The sequence below is a fragment of the Novosphingobium aquiterrae genome (genome assembly GCF_042434435.1).
Taxonomy (GTDB): domain Bacteria; phylum Pseudomonadota; class Alphaproteobacteria; order Sphingomonadales; family Sphingomonadaceae; genus Novosphingobium; species Novosphingobium aquiterrae.
Genome location: NZ_JBHLTL010000011.1, coordinates 55,979 through 74,244, shown reverse-complemented (window position 1 = coordinate 74,244; position 18,266 = coordinate 55,979). Strand labels below are relative to the sequence as shown.

Annotated in this window: 16 protein-coding genes; 4 read left to right on the top strand and 12 right to left on the bottom strand. The window is 66.4% G+C overall.

Translation table 11 applies throughout. The features are described from left to right. Window positions 1-68: 68 nt before the first annotated feature. A complete protein-coding gene (locus tag ACFFF7_RS13795) occupies window positions 69-596 on the top strand; it encodes a TlpA family protein disulfide reductase (protein ID WP_379481934.1) in 528 nt (175 codons plus the stop codon). On the opposite strand, the gene msrA is transcribed toward ACFFF7_RS13795, so the two are convergent. The 8 genes from msrA to ACFFF7_RS13755 form a co-directional block, all read right to left on the bottom strand. Further along, window positions 593-1,261, bottom strand: a complete 669-nt coding sequence (msrA, locus tag ACFFF7_RS13790; RefSeq protein WP_379481933.1) for a peptide-methionine (S)-S-oxide reductase MsrA — start codon at window positions 1,259-1,261, stop codon at window positions 593-595. The two genes, ACFFF7_RS13795 and msrA, sit on opposite strands and share 4 nt — an antisense overlap. Continuing rightward, on the bottom strand, window positions 1,261-1,758 hold the full coding sequence (msrB, locus tag ACFFF7_RS13785; protein ID WP_379481932.1) for a peptide-methionine (R)-S-oxide reductase MsrB: 498 nt from the start codon (window positions 1,756-1,758) through the stop codon (window positions 1,261-1,263). The genes msrA and msrB overlap by 1 nt, the downstream gene beginning before the upstream one ends. A gap of 131 nt (window positions 1,759-1,889) precedes the next feature. Beyond that, window positions 1,890-2,528 carry an isochorismatase family protein gene (locus ACFFF7_RS13780; protein WP_379481931.1) on the bottom strand — a complete coding sequence of 213 codons (639 nt, stop codon included), beginning with the start codon at window positions 2,526-2,528 and terminating at the stop codon, window positions 1,890-1,892. 2 nt (window positions 2,529-2,530) lie between these two features. Further along, window positions 2,531-3,721: a CaiB/BaiF CoA transferase family protein gene (locus tag ACFFF7_RS13775; RefSeq protein ID WP_379481930.1), complete on the bottom strand. Its 1,191-nt coding sequence runs from the start codon at window positions 3,719-3,721 to the stop codon at window positions 2,531-2,533. A gap of 3 nt (window positions 3,722-3,724) precedes the next feature. Further along, window positions 3,725-5,611 carry a hydantoinase B/oxoprolinase family protein gene (locus ACFFF7_RS13770; RefSeq protein WP_379481929.1) on the bottom strand — a complete coding sequence of 629 codons (1,887 nt, stop codon included), beginning with the start codon at window positions 5,609-5,611 and terminating at the stop codon, window positions 3,725-3,727. Window positions 5,612-5,627: 16 nt separating this feature from the next. Further along, entirely contained in the window at window positions 5,628-7,676 is a 2,049-nt protein-coding gene (locus tag ACFFF7_RS13765; RefSeq protein ID WP_379481928.1) for a hydantoinase/oxoprolinase family protein, read from the bottom strand. A gap of 12 nt (window positions 7,677-7,688) precedes the next feature. Further along, window positions 7,689-8,606 (bottom strand): hydroxymethylglutaryl-CoA lyase, encoded by a 918-nt coding sequence (locus ACFFF7_RS13760; protein ID WP_379481927.1) that lies wholly within the window; start codon window positions 8,604-8,606, stop codon window positions 7,689-7,691. Beyond that, window positions 8,603-9,274 (bottom strand): GntR family transcriptional regulator, encoded by a 672-nt coding sequence (locus tag ACFFF7_RS13755; protein ID WP_379481926.1) that lies wholly within the window; start codon window positions 9,272-9,274, stop codon window positions 8,603-8,605. The genes ACFFF7_RS13760 and ACFFF7_RS13755 overlap by 4 nt, the downstream gene beginning before the upstream one ends. A 118-nt stretch (window positions 9,275-9,392) precedes the next feature. Here ACFFF7_RS13755 and ACFFF7_RS13750 point away from each other — a divergent pair, with 118 nt between their 5' ends. The 3 genes from ACFFF7_RS13750 to galK all read left to right on the top strand — a co-directional run bounded on the left by ACFFF7_RS13750 (window position 9,393) and on the right by galK (window position 14,232). Beyond that, the gene (locus ACFFF7_RS13750; RefSeq protein WP_379481925.1) at window positions 9,393-11,927 is read left to right on the top strand and encodes a TonB-dependent receptor; all 2,535 of its coding nucleotides are present in this window, start codon (window positions 9,393-9,395) and stop codon (window positions 11,925-11,927) included. A 134-nt stretch (window positions 11,928-12,061) separates the two neighbouring features. Further along, window positions 12,062-13,078 (top strand): UDP-glucose--hexose-1-phosphate uridylyltransferase, encoded by a 1,017-nt coding sequence (locus ACFFF7_RS13745; RefSeq protein WP_379481924.1) that lies wholly within the window; start codon window positions 12,062-12,064, stop codon window positions 13,076-13,078. Next, entirely contained in the window at window positions 13,075-14,232 is a 1,158-nt protein-coding gene (galK, locus tag ACFFF7_RS13740; protein ID WP_379481923.1) for a galactokinase, read from the top strand. The genes ACFFF7_RS13745 and galK overlap by 4 nt, the downstream gene beginning before the upstream one ends. A gap of 205 nt (window positions 14,233-14,437) precedes the next feature. On the opposite strand, the gene hemN is transcribed toward galK, so the two are convergent. The 4 genes from hemN to ACFFF7_RS13720 are packed head-to-tail and all read right to left on the bottom strand — an operon-like array spanning window position 14,438 to window position 18,229. Further along, window positions 14,438-15,751 (bottom strand): oxygen-independent coproporphyrinogen III oxidase, encoded by a 1,314-nt coding sequence (hemN, locus tag ACFFF7_RS13735; protein WP_379482360.1) that lies wholly within the window; start codon window positions 15,749-15,751, stop codon window positions 14,438-14,440. Window positions 15,752-15,783: 32 nt separating this feature from the next. Beyond that, window positions 15,784-16,023, bottom strand: coding sequence for a hypothetical protein (locus ACFFF7_RS13730; protein WP_379481922.1), 240 nt, complete (start codon window positions 16,021-16,023; stop codon window positions 15,784-15,786). After that, window positions 16,020-16,175, bottom strand: a complete 156-nt coding sequence (gene ccoS, locus ACFFF7_RS13725) for a cbb3-type cytochrome oxidase assembly protein CcoS (protein WP_379481921.1) — start codon at window positions 16,173-16,175, stop codon at window positions 16,020-16,022. The genes ACFFF7_RS13730 and ccoS overlap by 4 nt, the downstream gene beginning before the upstream one ends. Continuing rightward, entirely contained in the window at window positions 16,172-18,229 is a 2,058-nt protein-coding gene (locus ACFFF7_RS13720) for a heavy metal translocating P-type ATPase (protein ID WP_379482359.1), read from the bottom strand. The genes ccoS and ACFFF7_RS13720 overlap by 4 nt, the downstream gene beginning before the upstream one ends. Between the last annotated feature and the right edge of the window lie 37 nt (window positions 18,230-18,266).

Genomic DNA, 18,266 nt, shown 5'->3' with positions numbered 1-18,266 from the left:
TGTTGCCCGCTTGGGCATTGGAGCCGCTCTTGGTCTCGTCCCGCTCGCTCACTGCTACAATCCTTGGCTTGGCCCTGCTCGTCGCCGGGTGCGATAGGCAAAGCGGTGGGGAGGCGCAACCGCAAGCGTCCGCAAGTGCCGATGCCGCGTCGCTCGACGGGGTGGTCAACCGCGCCCACCGCGGCAGCGCAATGCCCGATTTCCTGATCAAGGATGCCGCCGGCAAGGAGCTGAAGCTGTCCAGCCTCAAGGGCAAGCCGGTGCTGATCAACCTCTGGGCGACCTGGTGTGCGCCCTGCGTGGCCGAGCTGCCCGCGCTCAACCGGCTGGCCGAACAGCGCGGCGGCGCGCTGCAGATCGTCACCGTCAGCCAGGACATGGCCAAGCTGGAAACGGTCGCGCCGTTCCTGGCGGGCAAGGCTCCGCGGCTGCAGCCCTGGCTCGATCCCGAGGGCGAGCTGACCACTTTCTTCGACACCACGATCCTGCCGACATCGATCTATTACGACGCCCAAGGGCGCGAGGTGTGGCGCTATATCGGCCCGCGCGAATGGGACAACGCCAAGGCCGCAGCGCTGCTGGTGGAGACGGTTTAGTAGGTCGCTGCGTAGATCCCTGGAAACGCCGCCTTCAGCTTAGCGACCCGCTCCACGTCCCAGGCCTGGATATAGGGGTGGTTCGGGTTCCGGCGCATGAAGTCCTGGTGATAGCGCTCGGCGGGATAGAACGCGCCCGTCTCGATCCTTGTCGCCAGCGGCTTGCCGAAGGCGCGGGCCTTGTTCAGCGCGGCGATATAGGCGGCGGCCAACGCACGCTGCTGCGGGTTTTGCGGGAACAGCGCCGAGCGATAGCTGGGGCCGCTGTCGGGGTACTGCCCGTTGACCTGGGTCGGATCGTGCGCCGCGTAGAAGTAGATTTGCAGCAGCTGGCTATAGCTGATCCGCGCCGGATCGTAGGTGACGCGGATTGCTTCGGCATGGCCGGTACGCTCGGTCGAAACCTGGTCATAGGTCGCGGTATCGCGGCTGCCGCCGGCAAAGCCGCTGACCACCCCGGTCACGCCCTTCACATGTTCGAACACGCCTTCCATGCCCCAGAAGCAGCCACCGGCAAACACGGCGACCTGCGGACCCTTCTCGGCCGGGGCGGCAGGCGGGGCAATCCGTACGGCGGCGATCGGCGCTGGCGCGGGCCGTGCGGCGAACAGTGCAGTGCCCAGCGCCAGTGCGCCGCCGACGACAATCCAGGGGGCCGCGCGCATCACGCCTTCCCCGCCGGATGGAACGTCAATGCCAGTCCGTTCATGCAATAGCGCTTGCCAGTCGGCTTGGGCCCGTCGTTGAAAACATGGCCCAGATGCCCACCGCAGTTCTTGCAATGCACTTCGGTGCGCGGGTAGCCGGTCTCCAGATCGGTCGAGGTTGCAATGGCATTGGGCAGCGGCTGCCAGAAGCTGGGCCAGCCGGTGCCGCTGTCGTACTTGGTCTTGGCATCATAGAGCGGCCAGTCGCAGCCGGCGCAGTTGAACCGGCCGGGGCGATGTTCCTTCAGCAAGGGGCTGGTCCCGGGATATTCGGTATCGGCCTGGCGCAGCACCTTGTAGGCGGCCGGCGAGAGCTTCTTGCGCCACTGTGCGTCGGTCAGTTTGAACGGTGCGCTGGGCCGTCCGGCGGTCAGGTGCTGCGACAATGCCAATGCGCCGACACCGCCCAGGGCGGCCCCGATGATCCAGCGACGGGTTGAAACGGCGTTCTGCATCGGCGTAACCTCTCTGATGGCAGGCAGCGTCCCTGCCGTAGTGCAGATTAGCCCAGCATGAAGCGCGCGCGAAGCGTCACTTCACCATTGGACAGAGCACATCGCCCTGTTCGCACAAATGGGGTGTCCGGTTACAGTTGCCTAGGGGACGCGGCGCGCAGCACTTCCAGCGCCTTCGGTTCGCCCACAACCTCGGCATATTTGGCCTGGAGATCGAACAGGTTGGCCGCATGCGGACCGGGATGGCGATCGCCGCAAGCATCGCTAACCACGACGGGAATGAACCGGTTCTGGCAAGCGTCGAGCGCAGTGGCCCGCACGCATCCCGACGTCGAGAAACCGCCGATCAGCACACCGTCGATATTCTGAGCGTGCAAGGCATCGGCCAGGCCGGTGCCGAAAAAGGCCGAAGCATACTGCTTGGTAACGACCAGCTCGCCAGGTTGCGGCTGCAAGCTTGGCGGGAAGGCGCCGAGCGGCGAGCCGCGGTCGAACGCCTTGAGCGCAGGCACCTTGCGGTAGAATACCCCGCCGTCGGCACCGCCGGGTTCGTATTCGACGTTGGTGAAAACCACCGGCACGCCGGCCTCGCGCGCAGCACTGACCAGCCGTTCGCAGCTTGCCAGCGCGGCTTCAAACCCGCCGAAGAGCGGGGATGCCGGATCGAGATAGGCCATGACCACGTCGACGATCAGCAATGCCGGGCGTCGCGGCATGGGCAGGGAGCCATCGAAGGCCCCAAGGTAATTGGCGGCGAGATCGTCCGCCATGGTCAGATCGTGCCCGCTGCCGCCAGCTGGTCGAGTGCGGCCTGATCCAGCCCAAGCAGTTCTCCATAGACCTCGGCATTGTGCTGGCCGACGCGGGCCGGCGCCGGGCGTCGCACGGTGCTCGGCGTGGCAGACAGGCGCGGGAACGCGCCCTGCATCTTGAGCGGCCCGAAGCGCTCGGTTTCTACCTCGATTATCGCCTGACGCGCCTGGAAGTGCGGATCGGCGAGCATTTCGGGCGCGCGATAGACCTTTCCGGCGGGGATCGAATATTCGATCATAAGTGCGTCGACCTGCTCGACCGTCAGTCCGGCAGTCCAGGCATTGATCAGGTCGTCAAGTTCCAGCTGGTTCTCACCGCGCGCCAGATGCGTGGCATAGCGTGGATCGTCGCCCAGTTCGGGTCGGCCCATCGCCTCAGCCAGCCGCTTCCACAGCGAATCCTTGTTGGCCCCGATCATGTATTCGCCGTCCTTGCAGCGATAGACGTTGGACGGGGCGATGCCCGGCAGGATCGAGCCCGAACGTTCGCGGATCGTGCCGTTGTAGTCATATTCGGGGACCAGCCCCTCCATCACCTGCAGCACGCTTTCATAGAGTGCGGCGTCGATCACCTGGCCCTGCCCGGTGCAGTCACGGTAATGCAGTGCGGCCAGCACCCCCATGCAGCCATAGGTCGCCGTAAGCGTATCACCGATCGACACCCCCATACGGCTTGGTGCGCGGTCGGGCTCACCCACGATATAGCGCCAGCCGCCCATCGCCTCGCCGATCCCGCCGAAGCCGGCGCGGCTGGCATAGGGGCCGGTCTGGCCATAGCCGCTCATCCGCGCCACGATCAGTCCGGGCTGCTCTGCCAGCAAGCGCGCCGGGTCGAGCCCCCATTTCTCCATCGTGCCGGGCTTGAAGTTCTCCACCAGCACGTCGGCATGGCGGATCAGTTCGCGGACCAGCGCCTGGCCCTCGGGCACGCGCATGTTGGCTGAAACCGAGCGCTTGTTGCGCGCGATCACTTCCCACTGGACCTTGACCGCGCCCTGGCCCCATTCGCGCATCGGGTCGCCCGCGCCCGGCGGTTCGACCTTGATCACGTCGGCGCCCATGTCGCCCAGCAGCTGGCCGCAAAACGGCCCGGCCAGCAGCTGGCCCAGCTCGACCACACGGATTCCCGCAAGTGCCCCGGCGTTTTGCATCGGCTACTCCGCCGCCTCGGCCAGGGTCCAGACCGGCTGGATCGGCGCGGGCAGGCCGGTCTCCGCCATGCTGCGCGCGCGCAAGGCGTCGATCCCCGGGCCATAGTCGAACAGCTTGAGCTCACCGCGGGCGTTACGCTGCTGCGTGCGCAGAGCGCGGGTTGCCGACGCATCGATTTCACCGCGCTCGTTGGCAACGACGCCATAGGCCAGCGCGCCCATCGGCGTGACCAGCCCCTGGGTGATTTCCTTGCCGACCAGCGCCGGATCGCGCTCAAGTGGATCGCCCCAGCCGCCCCCGCCCCAAGTGATGAAGTGCAACTGGTCATCGACTTCCACGTCGACGTCCTCGACCTTGTTGCCGACAATTATCTGCGTACCATCGGCTTTTTCCAGAATCTTGCGGGCGCGCTGACCGGGCATTCCGCCGTTGACCCCCCACGGCGGCACGAACCAGCGATCGTCGTGGATCGAGATCGTGCCCGGGGCGAGGAAGCGATAGGTCATGTGAATGCCATTGCCGCCACGGTGCAGTCCCGCCCCGCCACTGTCCGGCTCGGTCTCATAACGTTCGATCAGCATCGGGAAATAGCGTTCGAGAAACTCGTTGGGGACATTGGTGAAGCCCGGCCACAGCGAGTGCCCGTCCGGTCCATCGCCAAGTGGCCGCCCCGGAATTCCACCAAAGCCGATCTGGAACAGCTGGAACCATTCCCCGCCCTTGCCGGGGCGCGTATCATTGCCCGAATAGAACAGGTGTGGGCTGGAACTGAACCCGGCAGCGTTGAGAAACTCGGGGGTCTTCTGGCCAAGCAGGCCGCCCAAGATATCGAAGATCCGTCCCAGCGCATGCGTGCGCCCCGACAGCGCGGCGGGGAACTTCGGCTTGAGCAGGCTGCCTTCGGGGATACGCACGTCGATCAGGTCATAGAACCCGTCGTTGAACAGGATCTGCGGATCGAAGACCATGATCATGTAGATGCCGAAGAACATCTTGAACATGTTCTCGTTGAGATAGAAATTGATCGATGCGGCGCTTTGCGGGTCGGTCCCGGCGAAGTCGAGCACGACCTTGCCCTGCTCCCGCCACATCGTGCAGCGGATCTTGTAAGGGCCGTAACCGACGCCGTCGTCGCAGATGTAATCCTCGAAGCTGACCGGTTCCTCGGCAATGGCCAGTCCGATCAGCGCCGCCATGGCGCGGTGGTTGCGCGCCAGCAGCTCCTGCGTGGCCGAGACGTAGACGTCGTCGCCGAACCGGTCGGCCATTTCAACCACCCGGCGCGCCGCGACCCGGCACGAAGCGATCAGCGCGTTGAGATCGGCCTGGCACCAGTCGGGCTTGCGGGTCTGGTGCATCACCAGCTTCATCAGGTCGGCGTTGTATTCGCCCTTTTTCCAGATCTTGACCGGGGGAATGCGCACCCCTTCCTCGAAGATCGAGCGGGCGTTGATCGGCATCGATCCGACGACCTTGCCGCCGATGTCGCTCTGGTGGCCGAACATTGCGGTATAGGCCAGCAGCCGCCCATCCTTGAACACCGGCAGCAGCACCAGCCAGTCGTTGGAATGGCTGATCGCGCCTTCGCAGGAATAGGGATCGGACAGGAAGATCATGTCGCCGTCTTCGAGCGTGCCATTGAAGCTTTGCAGGAAGCCGCCGATGAAGCTGCCGAACTGGCCGACGATCATCTTGCCGGTGTGATCGGCAATCAGCGGAAAGGCATCGCCCTGTTCGCGAATGCCGGGCGACATCGCGGTGCGGACCAGGGTGGCGTCCATCTCGATCCGCGCGTTGCGCAGTGCGTTCTCGATGATGTCCAGCGTGACCGGATCGATCGCGACCTTGGCAAAGGGAGTCGGGTTGGTTTCGACGATGGTGGCGGGCATGGTGTTCGTCTCCCCCTCAGGCCAGATTGATCAGGATGTTGCCGACCGCGTCGACCGTGGCGATGCAGCCGCTTTCGATCAGCGTGGTCGAATCCATTTCGACCACGATCGCCGGTCCGGGGATGACATCGCCCTGTCGCAGCTTCGACCGGTCATAGATCACCGCCGCCTGCTCGCGCCCGTCCATCCACAGCGTGTGGTCGCGCATCTTGGCGGCAGCCGGATTGCCATCGCCCTTGGGCAGCTCTGCCGCAGGCAGATCGAGCGCCCGGCCCAGCGCGACCGCGCGCAGGTTCACGATTTCATGCGGGGTGTCCATGTTGAAGGTGAACAGGCGGTGGTGCTCCTCGTCGAAGCGCTTGAGGATGCCGTCCACCCCGTCGGCGCGCAGTACGTCGGCGGTGATTGTCAGGGGAACTTCAAAGGCTTGCCCGGCATAGCGGACATCGACTTCGAACTCGCTGGTGATCTCGCTCTCAGGCACCCCGTCGGAAGCCAGCTCGGCGCGGGTCTGCGCCGCCATCTCGTCGAGGATGGCGATCAGCTCCTCCGCTCCGGTCTGCGTCGCCAGCCGCGAGAAGCTGCGCGCGGTTTCGGTTCGCATCCGCGTAGTCGCATCACCCAGCGCGCAGAGCACGCCGGGGCTGACCGGGCTGACCGCCGGCCACGATCCCATCAGCCGCGCCACCGCATTGACGTGGAGCGGCCCGGCCCCGCCAAAGCCCATCAGTGCAAAGTGGCGCGGGTCATAGCCCTGCTGGACCGAGATCATCCGCAGCGCGCCGAACATGTTCTCGTTGACGATGTCGATGATCCCGCGCGCCGCCGCCATCAGATCGATCCCCAGCGCGTCCGCGATGGTCTGGACCGCCTTCTTGGCGCCTTCACGGTCAAGCTTGAAACTGCCGCCGAGCAGGTTTTCGGGCAGGTAGCCCAGTACCACGTTGGCATCGGTAACGGTCGGCGCCTCGCCGCCCTTGCCATAGGCGACTGGGCCCGGCACCGCGCCGGCCGATTGCGGCCCCACCCGCAGCGCCCTTGTCAGGTCGGGGACATAGGCGATCGAGCCGCCCCCCGCGCCGACCGTCTTGACGTCAAGCGCCGATGCTCGGACCGACAGGTGGCCGACCTCGGTGGTGCGCTGGCGCCGCGGCTCGAGATTCTCGATCAGCGCCACGTCGGTGCTGGTCCCGCCGACGTCGAGCGTCAGGATGTTGCGGATGCCGGCGTTCCTGCCGACCCACAGCGCACCCGTAACACCGCCTGCCGGGCCGGACATCAGGATGCTGACCGGGTGCTCTTCGGCCTTGAGCGCGCTCATCAGCCCGCCGTCGCTGCGCAGCAGGGAGAGCTTGCCGGCCATTCCCGCGTCAGCCAGCCGTGCGCGCAAGTTGGACACGTACTTGCCAACCACCGGGCGCACCGCGGCGTTGGCGACGGTGGTCAGCGTGCGCTCGTACTCCTGCATTTCGGGCAGGACTTCGTGGCTGAGCGAGACCGGCACCCCGGGCAGCACTTCGGCCGCGACCTGGCCGACCCGCGCTTCGTGCGCGCCGCTGGCATAGGCGTTGATCAGGCTGACGGTCACCGCCTCTACCCCCTGGGCCTTGAGGAGACCGAGCTGGGCGCGCACGTCGTTTTCATCGAGCGGGCGGACTTCGTTGCCGTCCGAATTGATCCGGCCCTTGATCGTAACCGTATCTTCCAGCGCCGCCAGCGGCGTCGGTTTGGGCCAGATGATCCACGCCGCCAGCCCGCCGGGGACGAAGCTGCGCGCGATCTGCATGATGTGGCGATAACCCTCGGTCGTCACCAGCCCGACCCGCGCGCCCTTGCCTTCGAGCACGGCATTGGTCGCCACGGTGGTGCCGTGGAGAAAGGTCTCGATCGCACTCGGCGCGATTCCCGCCGCGGCGCAGATCGCGGTGACCCCGGTCAGGATCCCTTCGGAACTGTCGTGCGGGGTCGACGGGGTCTTGTGCCGCCAGAACGCGCCGCTGCTGCCATCGAGCAGCAACAGATCGGTAAAGGTGCCGCCGACATCGACGCCAAGGCGATAACCCATGCTTATGTTCTCCTAAGCGACCTTGGGAAACGGCGGCGTGTGCGCGACCATTCCGGGCAGTGTGCGTTGCATTTCACTGGCAAGCCAGTGGTTGGTTTCGATCAATGCGGCCAGATCGAGCCCGGTGGCGATCCCGGCGCGCTCCAGCATGTAGGTGACGTCCTCGGTCGCGACGTTGCCCGCCGCGCCGGGAGCGAAGGGGCAGCCGCCCAGACCGCCGATCGAAGCATCGACCACGCTGGCCCCCGCCCCGATTGCCGCCCAGACATTGGCGAGACCCGTGCCGCGGGTGTTGTGGAAATGGACCCGCACCGGCAGCGGGGCGATCGCTTCGCGCACGCGCGCCACCAGCCGCGCAACCTGCGCCGGATTGCCGACGCCGATGGTGTCAGCGAGCGCGATCTCGACCGGGCCGGCCGCGGCAATCGCAACCGCCATCGCGACCACCCGGTCCTCGGATACCTCGCCTTCGAACGGACAGCCGAAGCTGGCGGCGATGGTCGCCTGGCCAGTGCGTCCGGCGGCGCGGGCAGCAGAGATAATCGCCTTGCTCGCTTCGACCGAGCCGTCGCTGGTCTGGCCCTGGTTGGCCATGGCGAAAGTATCGGTCGCCACCGCCACCGCGCCAAGCTGGTCGATCCGTCCCGTTGCCAGCGCTCGTTCGGCGCCGCGCAGGTTCATCACCAGGCCGATGTAGGTGACGTCGCCGCGTTCGGGCAGGCCCTCGCACACCGCCTCGGCATCGGCCATCTGCGGCACCGCGCGCGGGTTGACGAAGCTGGTCACCTCGATCCGCCGCGATCCCGCCGCGATGGCGCGTTCGATCAGACCCAGCTTGGTCTGGGTTGACACGCTCTCTGCCACGTTCTGCAAGCCGTCGCGTGGTGCGACTTCGACCATTTCGATGCGATCTGTATACAAAGCCGTCATGCCGTACGTGCCGCGTCGATGGTCGTCAGCCCCTGGTGGGCATCGGCATAGGCGTGGAAGGCGCGGCGGATATGCGCCGCCATCACCGCTTCGGCCCAGGCGCCGTCGCGCCGCGCGAAGGCCGCGAGCAATTCCTCATGCTCACCGTGCGAACGACGCAGCGCGTCGCGGCCATACTGGTGCGCGGTACGCCACACCACCGGCTGCTCAATCAGTGTCGCCAGCAGCGAAGCCAAGCGCCGCGACTGCGCCGATTCAAGGATAAGCGCGTGGAAGTCGCGGTTGGCCTCCAGAAAGCCGTTCACATCGGGCGGATCCTGCTGGACCGCGCGCAGGATCGCCTGATTGCAGAGGCGAAGCTGCTGCAGCGTGACGTCGTCCATACGCTCGGCCGCGCGGCGGGCAGCGTGGCTTTCCAGCATCGCGCGCAGCTCGAACGCGTCGGCGACATCGCCCAGCGACCAGTCGGCAACGAAGCTGCGTTGCGCTTCGTTGCGCTTGACCAGCAACTCGCTTTCCAACCGACGGAGGGCATCGCGCACCGGGGTACGTGACACGCCGCAGCGTTCGGCCAGGGCTTCCTCGCCCAGCTGCGATCCCGCGGGCAGTTCGCCCGACAGGATCATGCTGCGGATCCCGGCATAGGCGCGATCACTGGCGCGCGACATGAAAACTCCCAAACTGCTTGACCAAGTGCATTTGTATACAATAAGCTTCACTCCTAGCAAGCCGCGATAGCTGTGAGGGCACGATTTTTTCGCGGCGGCCAAAACAGGGAGTCTTCCAATGCGTGTCACCCACTGGCTGCTTTCAGCCTCGATTGCCGGTCTTGCACTCGCTTCCACCCCGGCCCTGGCCCAGGACGCCGCAACGGCTCCCACGGCGGATGAAGACGAAGGCGCGATCATCGTCACCGCGCGGCGCCAGAACGAGCGCCTGCAGGACGTGCCCGCATCGGTCGCGGTGCTGACCGCCGCCGCGCTGGAACGCACCGGGGCGACCACCGCAGACGATTTCGTCCAGCTGACCCCCGGGGTGACCATCGTCACCGGCACGGCCGAAGCCGGCGACACCCAGATCAACATTCGCGGGATGAACGGCGCGCGCGACGCGGAAAGCTCGGTCGCGCTGGTCGTCGACGGAATCCTCAAGACCAACACCGCCCAGCTCAACCAGGACCAGGGCACGCTGCAGCAGGTCGAAATCCTCAAGGGCCCGCAAGGCGCGATCTATGGCCGCAACGCCGCCGCCGGGGCGATCGTGATCCAGACGCTCAAGCCGACCGAGACGCTGACCGGCGGGATCAAGGGCTCTTACGGCGAACACAACACCTGGAGCACTGCTGCGCATATTGCCGGGCCGATCGGCGATGGCGCCGGTTTCGTCCTGTCTGGCGGCTATGAGCGCAGCGATGGGTTCTACAAGAACATCTTCCTGAACAACCGCAGCGTGGTTGACGATCATCGCTCGTGGTCGGTCGATGGCCGGGTCATGTTCGGCATGAACAGCGACACCACGGTGGATCTCAAGGCCCGCTATGCCGAGTTCCACGGCGCTTCGCTGCCGTTCAATGCCGCTTTCGCCCTGCCCAATTTCGCGCCGTTCAACCCGGCCTTCTACGAAGACGTCAATCGACACCCATTCAATTTCTACAGCAATGTCCGCCCGACGAACGACCAGACCAGCTTCGACGTTTCGGCCAAGCTCGAGCACGACTTCGGCAGCGTCAAGCTGACCGCCTGGGCGCTCTATTCGGACATCAAGCAGGATCTGGTCGCCGACGGCACTTCCGCCGATTTCGGGCGCTACATTTCCGCCGCCAACCCGGCAGCACAGCCGGCAGTGGACGCGTGCTTCGCCACGACCGCGGCCAACACCGGATTCCCGGTCAACCAGCCCGGCTTCGTCGGCCCGACCCCGATACCCTTCCTGTTCGCACCGACGACCGGATCGACCTTCGGACCCTACAGCCCGACGACCTGCGACGGGATCCAGTACCAGGTCCGCAACCAGCGCGATTACAGCGGCGAAGTGCGCCTCGCCTCGACCGGCGACGGGCCGCTCGGCTGGCAGCTGGGCGCTTACTATCTGCACATCGACCGTACCGTCGGGGTCAGCCTGGGCGGCGACGAAGGGCTGGGCGTGATCAAGCAGCTCTACAATGCCCCGAACACCACCAACCCGACCTCGCTGCTGCTGGCGGACAAGTTCAAGACCAACGTCTATGCGGCCTTCGGTTCGCTCGACTGGAAGCCGACCGACCAGGTCAGTCTGGGGCTGGCGCTGCGTTATGACAGCGAGCACCGGACCTCGGCCTCGCTGGTCCCGACCGCGACCGACCCGTTCACCGGCGGGCCGATCAATCCCGGCCAGGCCTTCGGTCCGCTGTTGCCGCAAGCCAAGACCTTCAACCAGCTTGAGCCCAAGGTATCGCTCAGCTGGCACCCGACCAGCCGGTTCAACCTCTATGCCGACTGGGGCATCGGGTTCAAATCGGGCGGGTTCAACAATCAGGGCTCTTCGGCGCTGATTAACCAGAATTTCAACGATGGCGTCACCCCCGGCACGATCAACGCCGGGGTCAACATCAGCGACCAGTACCGCAAGGAAAAGTCGAGCGCCTTCGAAGTGGGGATGAAGGGCAGCCTGCTCGATGACCGGGTTACCTTCGATCTGGCCGGTTATTACACCCAGGTCACCGACATGCAGTTCTTCGAATTCTTCGTCGGCGGCTTCGGCCTGCTGCGGGTGGTTTCGAACATCGACAGGGTCGACATCAAGGGCGCCGAGCTCAATGTCGGGGTCCGGGTGATCGACGGCTGGCGCTTCTTCGCCTCGGGCAATGTCACCGACAGCGAAATCAAGAAGAACAGCGCGCGCCCCTATACCGTCGGCAACAAGTCTCCCTACACGGCCGACTATACGATCAACCTGGGAACGGAAATCGCCGCGCCGATCGGCGACAGCACCAAGCTGCTGGTCCGTGCCGACTATCGCATCACCGGCCCGACCTGGTTCAGTTCGGTGCAGTGTCAGACCCGGCCGACCCTGTTCACCGGGCTGATCCCGATCTCGTCGCTCAGCTTCCTGCCCGCATCGACCGGCGATGCCAGCTATTGCAAGGCCAAGCGCGAGGCCTTCGGCGTGCTCAACCTGCGCGCCGGGATCCAGACCGAGCGCTTCTCGATCGCGGCCTTTGCCAACAACATGCTCGACCGGCGCTATCTGGCCGAAGTGATCCCGGCGATCGAGTTCGGCGGATCGTTCATCTCGCCGGGCGCGCGGCGGGTGTTCGGGGTGGAAGCCTCGGCCCGGTTCTGAGGTCGCGGACAATAGCAAACCTATTCAGGCAATGGTTCCGGCTTGGAACCATTGCCTGGCGCTTTGCAGGCGAATAAGCGCTGATGGCCGGTCCTTGCGACCGGCCTTTCGACCGCTCCAGCGCCGGACGTGCCATGACCTTCGATCCAGACCGCCATTCGCATCGCCGTTTCGATCCGCTGGGCGATGAATGGATCCTCGTTTCGCCCCAGCGCACACAGCGGCCGTGGCTGGGTGAGCGCGACGATGCCCCCCGCGTAGAGCAGCCCGCGCACGATCCGGCGTGCTACCTATGCCCCGGCAACGCGCGGGTCGGGGGCGAGCGCAATCCCGACTATGCCGGGCCCTATGTCTTCGCCAACGATTTCCCGGCGCTCCAGGCCGATGTGCCGGAGCAGGCGGAGAGCGGCGATGCGCTGTTCCGAACGGCGCGCGCCACCGGCGAAGCGCGGGTGATGTGCTTCTCGCCCGACCATTCCAAGACCTTGCCCGATCTCGACCAGACCGGGCTGGCCGCCGTCGTCGATGGCTGGTGCGATCAGGCCGCTGAGCTTGGCGCGCGCTGGCGCTGGGTCCAGGTGTTCGAGAACAAGGGCGCGATGATGGGTTGTTCCAACCCGCATCCCCACGGGCAGATCTGGGCGACCGACCAGATCCCGCAATTGCCCGCAACCGAGTGCCACACCCAGACGGCCTGGCTGCAGGAGCATGGCCAGCCGATGCTGCTGGAACTGGCTGCGCGCGAGGCTGGCGGCCCGCGCTGCGTGGTCGAAACGCGCGACTGGCTGGGGATCGTCCCCTACTGGGCGAAATGGCCGTTCGAAGTGCTGCTGCTGCCGCGCTTTGCCGTGCAGCGCCTGCCCGATCTGGATACAGCCCAGCGCAGCGATCTGGCCGAAGCGGTGGGCCGCGTGACCCGCGCCTACGACGCGCTGTTCGACGTCAGCTTCCCCTATTCAATGGGCTGGCACGGCGCACCCTTCGATGGCGAGGACCATCCCGAATGGCAGCTCCACGCCCATTTCTACCCGCCGCTGCTGCGCTCGGCCGAAGTGCGCAAGTTCATGGTCGGATACGAAATGCTGGCCGAGGCCCAGCGCGACCTGACCCCCGAACAGGCCGCCCAGCGGCTGCGGGCGGTAGCGCCATGAAGGCACTGCAGGACCGCGTCCGCGCCGGGTTCGAACAGGCTTTTGGCCAGGCGCCCAGCATGTTCGCTGCCGCTCCGGGCAGGGTCAACCTGATCGGCGAGCACACCGACTACAATGATGGCTGGGTTCTGCCGATGGCGATCGGAGTCGGCACGATTGTTGCCGCGCGGCCACGTAGCGACGGCATGGTCAACATCGCCGCGCTGGATCTGGCCCAGACCGCCAGTTTCGCGATTGCAACGCCGATCGCCCATGCGCCGCCAGGAGACTGGAGCAATTATCCGCGCGGTGTCGCTGCGGCGCTGATCGCCCAGGGAATCGCTCTTGGCGGTGCCGATCTGGCAGTGACCGGCGCGGTTCCGCAAGGTGCCGGTCTGTCCTCCTCGGCCTCGCTCGAAGTGGCAACGGGGCTGGCTCTGGCAGCATTGGCGGGCCATCCCGGTCACGATCGCACGGCCCTGGCCCTGGCCGGACAGCGGGCCGAGCATGACTATGCCGGGTGCAATTGCGGGATCATGGACCAGCTGGTCTCGGCCCGTGCCGAGGCCGGCCATGCCGTGCTGATCGACTGCCGCAGCCTGGCCTGCCGTGCCGTGCCCATGCCGCAGGATTGCGCGGTGCTGATCGTCCATTCGGGCATCAGTCGCGGCCTGGTCGACGGCGAATACAACACCCGGCGCAGCCAGTGCGAGATTGCCGCGCGCCATTTCAGCGATGCCGCGCTGCGCGATGTCGATCTGGAAAGGCTTGAGGCGGACCGCGGCGCTCTGGACGACACCGTCTTCCGCCGGGCGCGGCATGTCGTGACCGAGAACGCGCGAACTCTGGCCGCTGCCGAGGCCTTGCAGCGTGACGACCTGGCGACGCTGGGCGATCTGATGGCGGCTTCCCACGCTTCGATGCGCGACGATTTCGCCATTACCACGCCGGAAATCGACGCCCTCGCCGCAAAGATGGGCGCGGCCTTGCAGGGCCGGGGCGGCGCGCGAATGACCGGCGGCGGGTTCGGCGGCGCAGTGATTGCCGTGGGCCGCCAGAGCGCAATTGCCGAACTTGCCCGGCAGGTATCGCGTGACTATCGCACTCCGCGAGGAGAGCCGCCGCAGACAATGATCGAAGTCCCCGCAGCGGGCGCGCACCTTATCGACGCATAGCGCCGAATCCGGACAGCGCAGTCGCCCCACAGGGCAATCGGTGCTGCAATTTCAACAGCCCAGCTTGATCTCGATCAAGGCAAGCACGCTGCCTGCCGCGCAGAGTGCGTTCAACAGGGCGGTGCCCTGCTCGTTCGATCCGAGCGATTGATTCTCCCCAACTCGGGCGGCCGTTCCAAATGGAGGCCGCTCTCTTTTTATGGGGTCAGACGGCCGCGCTGAAGCGCCGTGCCGATTGCTGGCGATAGGGATCGAACAGTGCCGCAATGGTGCGGGCATAGGGCAAGCCGCCGGGCTCTACGGTCAACCTGCCGCGATCCAGCTGGGCCAGTCCCCGGTCGATAAACGGGCGCAAGCGGACTTCGACTTCACTGGCCAAGGCGGAATCGACGGCCGCACTGCCGTGGCACAGCAGCGCGGTGATGATTGCGCCGCGCGTCCGGTCATCGGCACTGCGCTGTACGCCGCCAACGGCGGGCAGACGATCCTGCGAGATCAGCATCCGGTAGCGGCCCGGGTTCTTTTCGTTCTGGACCAGCACGTATTCGAAACAGCTGATCGACGATGCCCCCAAGCCGATCAGGTTGACGGCACGGTCGTCGGTGAATCCCTGGAAGTTGCGGCGCAGGGTTCCGTCCAGCGCTGCCATGGCCATCGGATCGTGCGGCAAGGCAAAGTGATCGAAGCCGACCGGGACGTAACCGGCAGCGGTCAGATAGCGGTAGCCGAAATCGGCCATGGCAAAGCGCGCGGCCTGATCGGGCAAGGCGCTGGCATCGATGCGGCGCTGGCGCGGCAGCATATGGGGCACATGGGCATAGCCGAACAGGGCGATCCGGTCGGCACCCAGGGTAACGGTCCGCTCAAGTGTGGCTTCAAGCTGGTCGAGGGTCTGGCCGGGCAGGCCGTACATCAGATCGAAATTGAGCGAACTGACCCCGGCGCGGCGCAGCAGGGCGGTGGCCGCGGCGATCGCCGCATCAGGCTGGATCCGCCCGATTGCCGCCTGCAGTGCGGGATCGAAGGTCTGCACCCCCAGGCTGGCATAGCGCAGCCCGATCCAGCCCAGCACTTCGCCCCATTCGTCGGTAAGGGTGCGCGGATCGAGTTCGATTGACCATTCGGGCCGGTCGAGCGGGAAATGCAGCGTCAGGGCATCGAGCAGGCGGACGAAATCGGTCGGCGACAGCGCGTTCGGACTGCCGCCGCCGAAGGCCACCCGGCGCACCGCGGCATCGCCCGGCAGGCGTACCCCGACCAGCGCGATCTCGCGGTGCAAGGCATCGAGATAGGATTGCAACCGCCGCGTCTTGTTGGCCGCGCCGGTGTTGCAGCCGCAGTACCAGCAGATCTTCTCGCAAAACGGGATATGGACGTAGAGCGAGACATCGCCGTGCGCGCCGCGCAGCGCGGCATCGGCATCCGCCGGGCCGACCGCAGGCGAAAACTCCGCAGCGGTCGGAAAGCTGGTGTAGCGCGGCACCGGAGTTGCCAGCAGATCGGGATAGTAAGGCCACATGCGGTGCTTATGGTCCAATATCACGTCGCAGTTCATTGCGACGGCTCAATTTCCCGCAAACCTTTTTTGCGGGATGTGCCCGAATGACAGCCCTTCATGCAGCAAACGCCATCGTCGCCGCCGGGCAAGCGCGACTTGCCGACCGGCAAGGGGACCAGATGGACCTGTCCATCCCCGGTGCACAGTGCGATCATCGGCGCTGCGCTTGCTGCCGTGACGTTCAGCGCCGCTGGTAGCAGCGCAATCAGGGCCAGCACCTTGCCGGGCTTCAATGCGCATCCCCTTCTTCATCGTCGATCAGGATCCGTGCGGCGGCACCGTCCAGATCCTCGAACTGCCCGCGCTTCAGCGCCCAGAAGAACGCGCCAAGACCGACCAGGCCCATGATCAGCGCCAAGGGCAGCAGGAGCGCGACCCCGGTCACCGGGCGGCCCTAACCAGCCGGAGCGAGTTGCCGATGACGATCAGCGAGCTGGACGACATGGCCGCCGCCGCGATCAGCGGGGTGACATATCCGGCCATGGCGAGCGGAACCGCCAGGACATTGTAGCCGATTGCCAGGACAAAGTTCTGCCGCACCACCGCCATGGTCCGCCGCGCCGCACGGATCGCGCGGGGGACTGCGGCCAGGTCATCGCCAAGAAACACCATGTCTGCGGTCTGCCGGCCGACATCGCTGGCCGTTCCCGGCGCGATCGAGGCATCGGCCGCGGCCAGTGCCGGGCCGTCGTTCAAACCGTCGCCAACCATCAACACCCTGTGACCCTGCGCCTGCAGCGCGGCAATCGCCGCCTGCTTGGCCTGCGGACTGGCCGCCGCCTGACCGGCCAGACCGGTAGCGCGGCTGACTTCAGCCACGGCACCGGCATTGTCGCCTGACAGGATCGCGGGATCCAGTTCCATCGCGGCAAGATCGGCCAGAGCAGCCGTGGCATCGGGGCGCAGGCGATCGGCAAAGGGAATCAGCCATGTCGCTTGTCCGGCGATATCAAGTGCGGTCGAAACGCCGCTGGCCGCCTCGGGCCGGTGCAGCGCGACCGACCTGCCCTGCCACATCGCGGAAACCCCGCGCCCGGCTTCTTCGCGCACCTGTTCAAGTTCAGCCAGCGGCAAGCCACGCCCGCCCAGCGCTTCGGACAAGGCGCGCGACAGCGGATGCCGGCTGTGCGAGGCAAGCGCCAGAGCGACCCCCGCTGCATCGGCTGGCAGCGCATCGAGCACGACCGGATCGGGCAGCGGCCGGCCCAGCGTCAGCGTGCCGGTCTTGTCGAGCAGCACCCGGTCGATCGTGGCCATGCGTTCCAGCGCCGACCCGTCCTTGACCATGATCCCGCGCCGCATCAGCGCGCCCGAAGCAATTACCTGTGCCACCGGGACCGCGAGGCCGAGCGCACAGGGGCAGGTGATGATCAGCACGGCGATGGCATAGACCAGCGACTGATGGATCCCGGCCCCGGCCAGCAACCAGCCGGCGAAAGTCAGCGCGGCAAGCGTGTGGACCGCCGGTGCATAAAGCCGCGAGGCGCGATCGGCCACGCGCACATAGGCCGAACGGCTTTGCCCATCCGCCTCCATCAGCCGCGCGATTTCGGCCAGGGTGGTGCCCTGGCCGGCGGCGCTGACCCGCACATCGACCGGACTTTCGAGATTGAGCGTCCCGGCGAGGACGGCATCGCCGATACCGGAGTCGACCGGTGCGCTTTCCCCGGTCAGCAGCGACTGGTCGAAACGGCTTTCGCCGCGCACGATTTCGCCGTCAGCGGCCAAACGTTCGCCCGCGGCGATCCGCATGATCATGCCGGCGACCAGGTCCTGCGCCGCCAGCCAGGCCATGCTGCCATCGCGCGCCACCACCATCGCGCCGGGCGCCGCCTGGCGAAGCAAGGCATCGACCCCGGCGCGGGCACGGTCGCGCATCGCGGCATCGAGAGCGCGTCCGGCGAGCAGGAACAGCAGCAGCATCAGCGTGCCGTCGAACCAGGCTTCGGGGCCGCGCCGTGCGGTTTCGTACAGGCTGAGGCCGGTCGCGAGAGTCACCCCGATCGAGATCGGCACGTCCATGTTGGTGCTGCCGCGCTTCAGCGCGCTCCACGCCGAACGGAAGAACGGTTGCCCGGCAAAGACGATCGCGGGCACGCCGATGGCCGCAGACAGCCAGTGGAACAGGTCGCGGGTCGCCCCGTCGGCCCCCGACCACACGCTGACCGACAGCAGCATGACGTTCATGCAAGCGAAGCCGGCGACGGCCAGCGGCGCCAGCAGCGGGCGCACCGCCGATGGCGGCGGCGCCAGTTCCTCGCCGCGCGGCTGGCTGGCAAATCCGGCTGCGCTTAGCGCCTCGACAAGAACCGGGGTCGTCACGGCATCGGTGTGCTCGACCCGCACTTGCCGCGCGGTCAGGTTGACCCGCGCCGCCGTGACACCGGGAAGCGCGGTCAATCCGCGTTCGACCTTGGCCATGCATCCGGCGCAGTGCATCGCCGGGACGACCAGCACGGTCGTCTCCGTCTGGACC

What these genes read in the sequence shown, in the direction of transcription:
- msrA (WP_379481933.1), bottom strand. Translation starts at nt 1,261, where the DNA reads ATGCGCGCGGCCCCCTGGATTGTCGTCGGCGGCGCACTGGCGCTGGGC.
- msrB (WP_379481932.1), bottom strand. Translation starts at nt 1,758, where the DNA reads ATGCAGAACGCCGTTTCAACCCGTCGCTGGATCATCGGGGCCGCCCTG.
- ACFFF7_RS13780 (WP_379481931.1), bottom strand. Translation starts at nt 2,528, where the DNA reads ATGGCGGACGATCTCGCCGCCAATTACCTTGGGGCCTTCGATGGCTCC.
- ACFFF7_RS13775 (WP_379481930.1), bottom strand. Translation starts at nt 3,721, where the DNA reads ATGCAAAACGCCGGGGCACTTGCGGGAATCCGTGTGGTCGAGCTGGGC.
- ACFFF7_RS13770 (WP_379481929.1), bottom strand. Translation starts at nt 5,611, where the DNA reads ATGCCCGCCACCATCGTCGAAACCAACCCGACTCCCTTTGCCAAGGTC.
- ACFFF7_RS13765 (WP_379481928.1), bottom strand. Translation starts at nt 7,676, where the DNA reads ATGGGTTATCGCCTTGGCGTCGATGTCGGCGGCACCTTTACCGATCTG.
- ACFFF7_RS13760 (WP_379481927.1), bottom strand. Translation starts at nt 8,606, where the DNA reads ATGACGGCTTTGTATACAGATCGCATCGAAATGGTCGAAGTCGCACCA.
- ACFFF7_RS13755 (WP_379481926.1), bottom strand. Translation starts at nt 9,274, where the DNA reads ATGTCGCGCGCCAGTGATCGCGCCTATGCCGGGATCCGCAGCATGATC.
- ACFFF7_RS13750 (WP_379481925.1), top strand. Translation starts at nt 9,393, where the DNA reads ATGCGTGTCACCCACTGGCTGCTTTCAGCCTCGATTGCCGGTCTTGCA.
- ACFFF7_RS13745 (WP_379481924.1), top strand. Translation starts at nt 12,062, where the DNA reads ATGACCTTCGATCCAGACCGCCATTCGCATCGCCGTTTCGATCCGCTG.
- galK (WP_379481923.1), top strand. Translation starts at nt 13,075, where the DNA reads ATGAAGGCACTGCAGGACCGCGTCCGCGCCGGGTTCGAACAGGCTTTT.
- hemN (WP_379482360.1), bottom strand. Translation starts at nt 15,751, where the DNA reads ATGTGGCCTTACTATCCCGATCTGCTGGCAACTCCGGTGCCGCGCTAC.
- ACFFF7_RS13720 (WP_379482359.1), bottom strand. Translation starts at nt 18,229, where the DNA reads ATGCACTGCGCCGGATGCATGGCCAAGGTCGAACGCGGATTGACCGCG.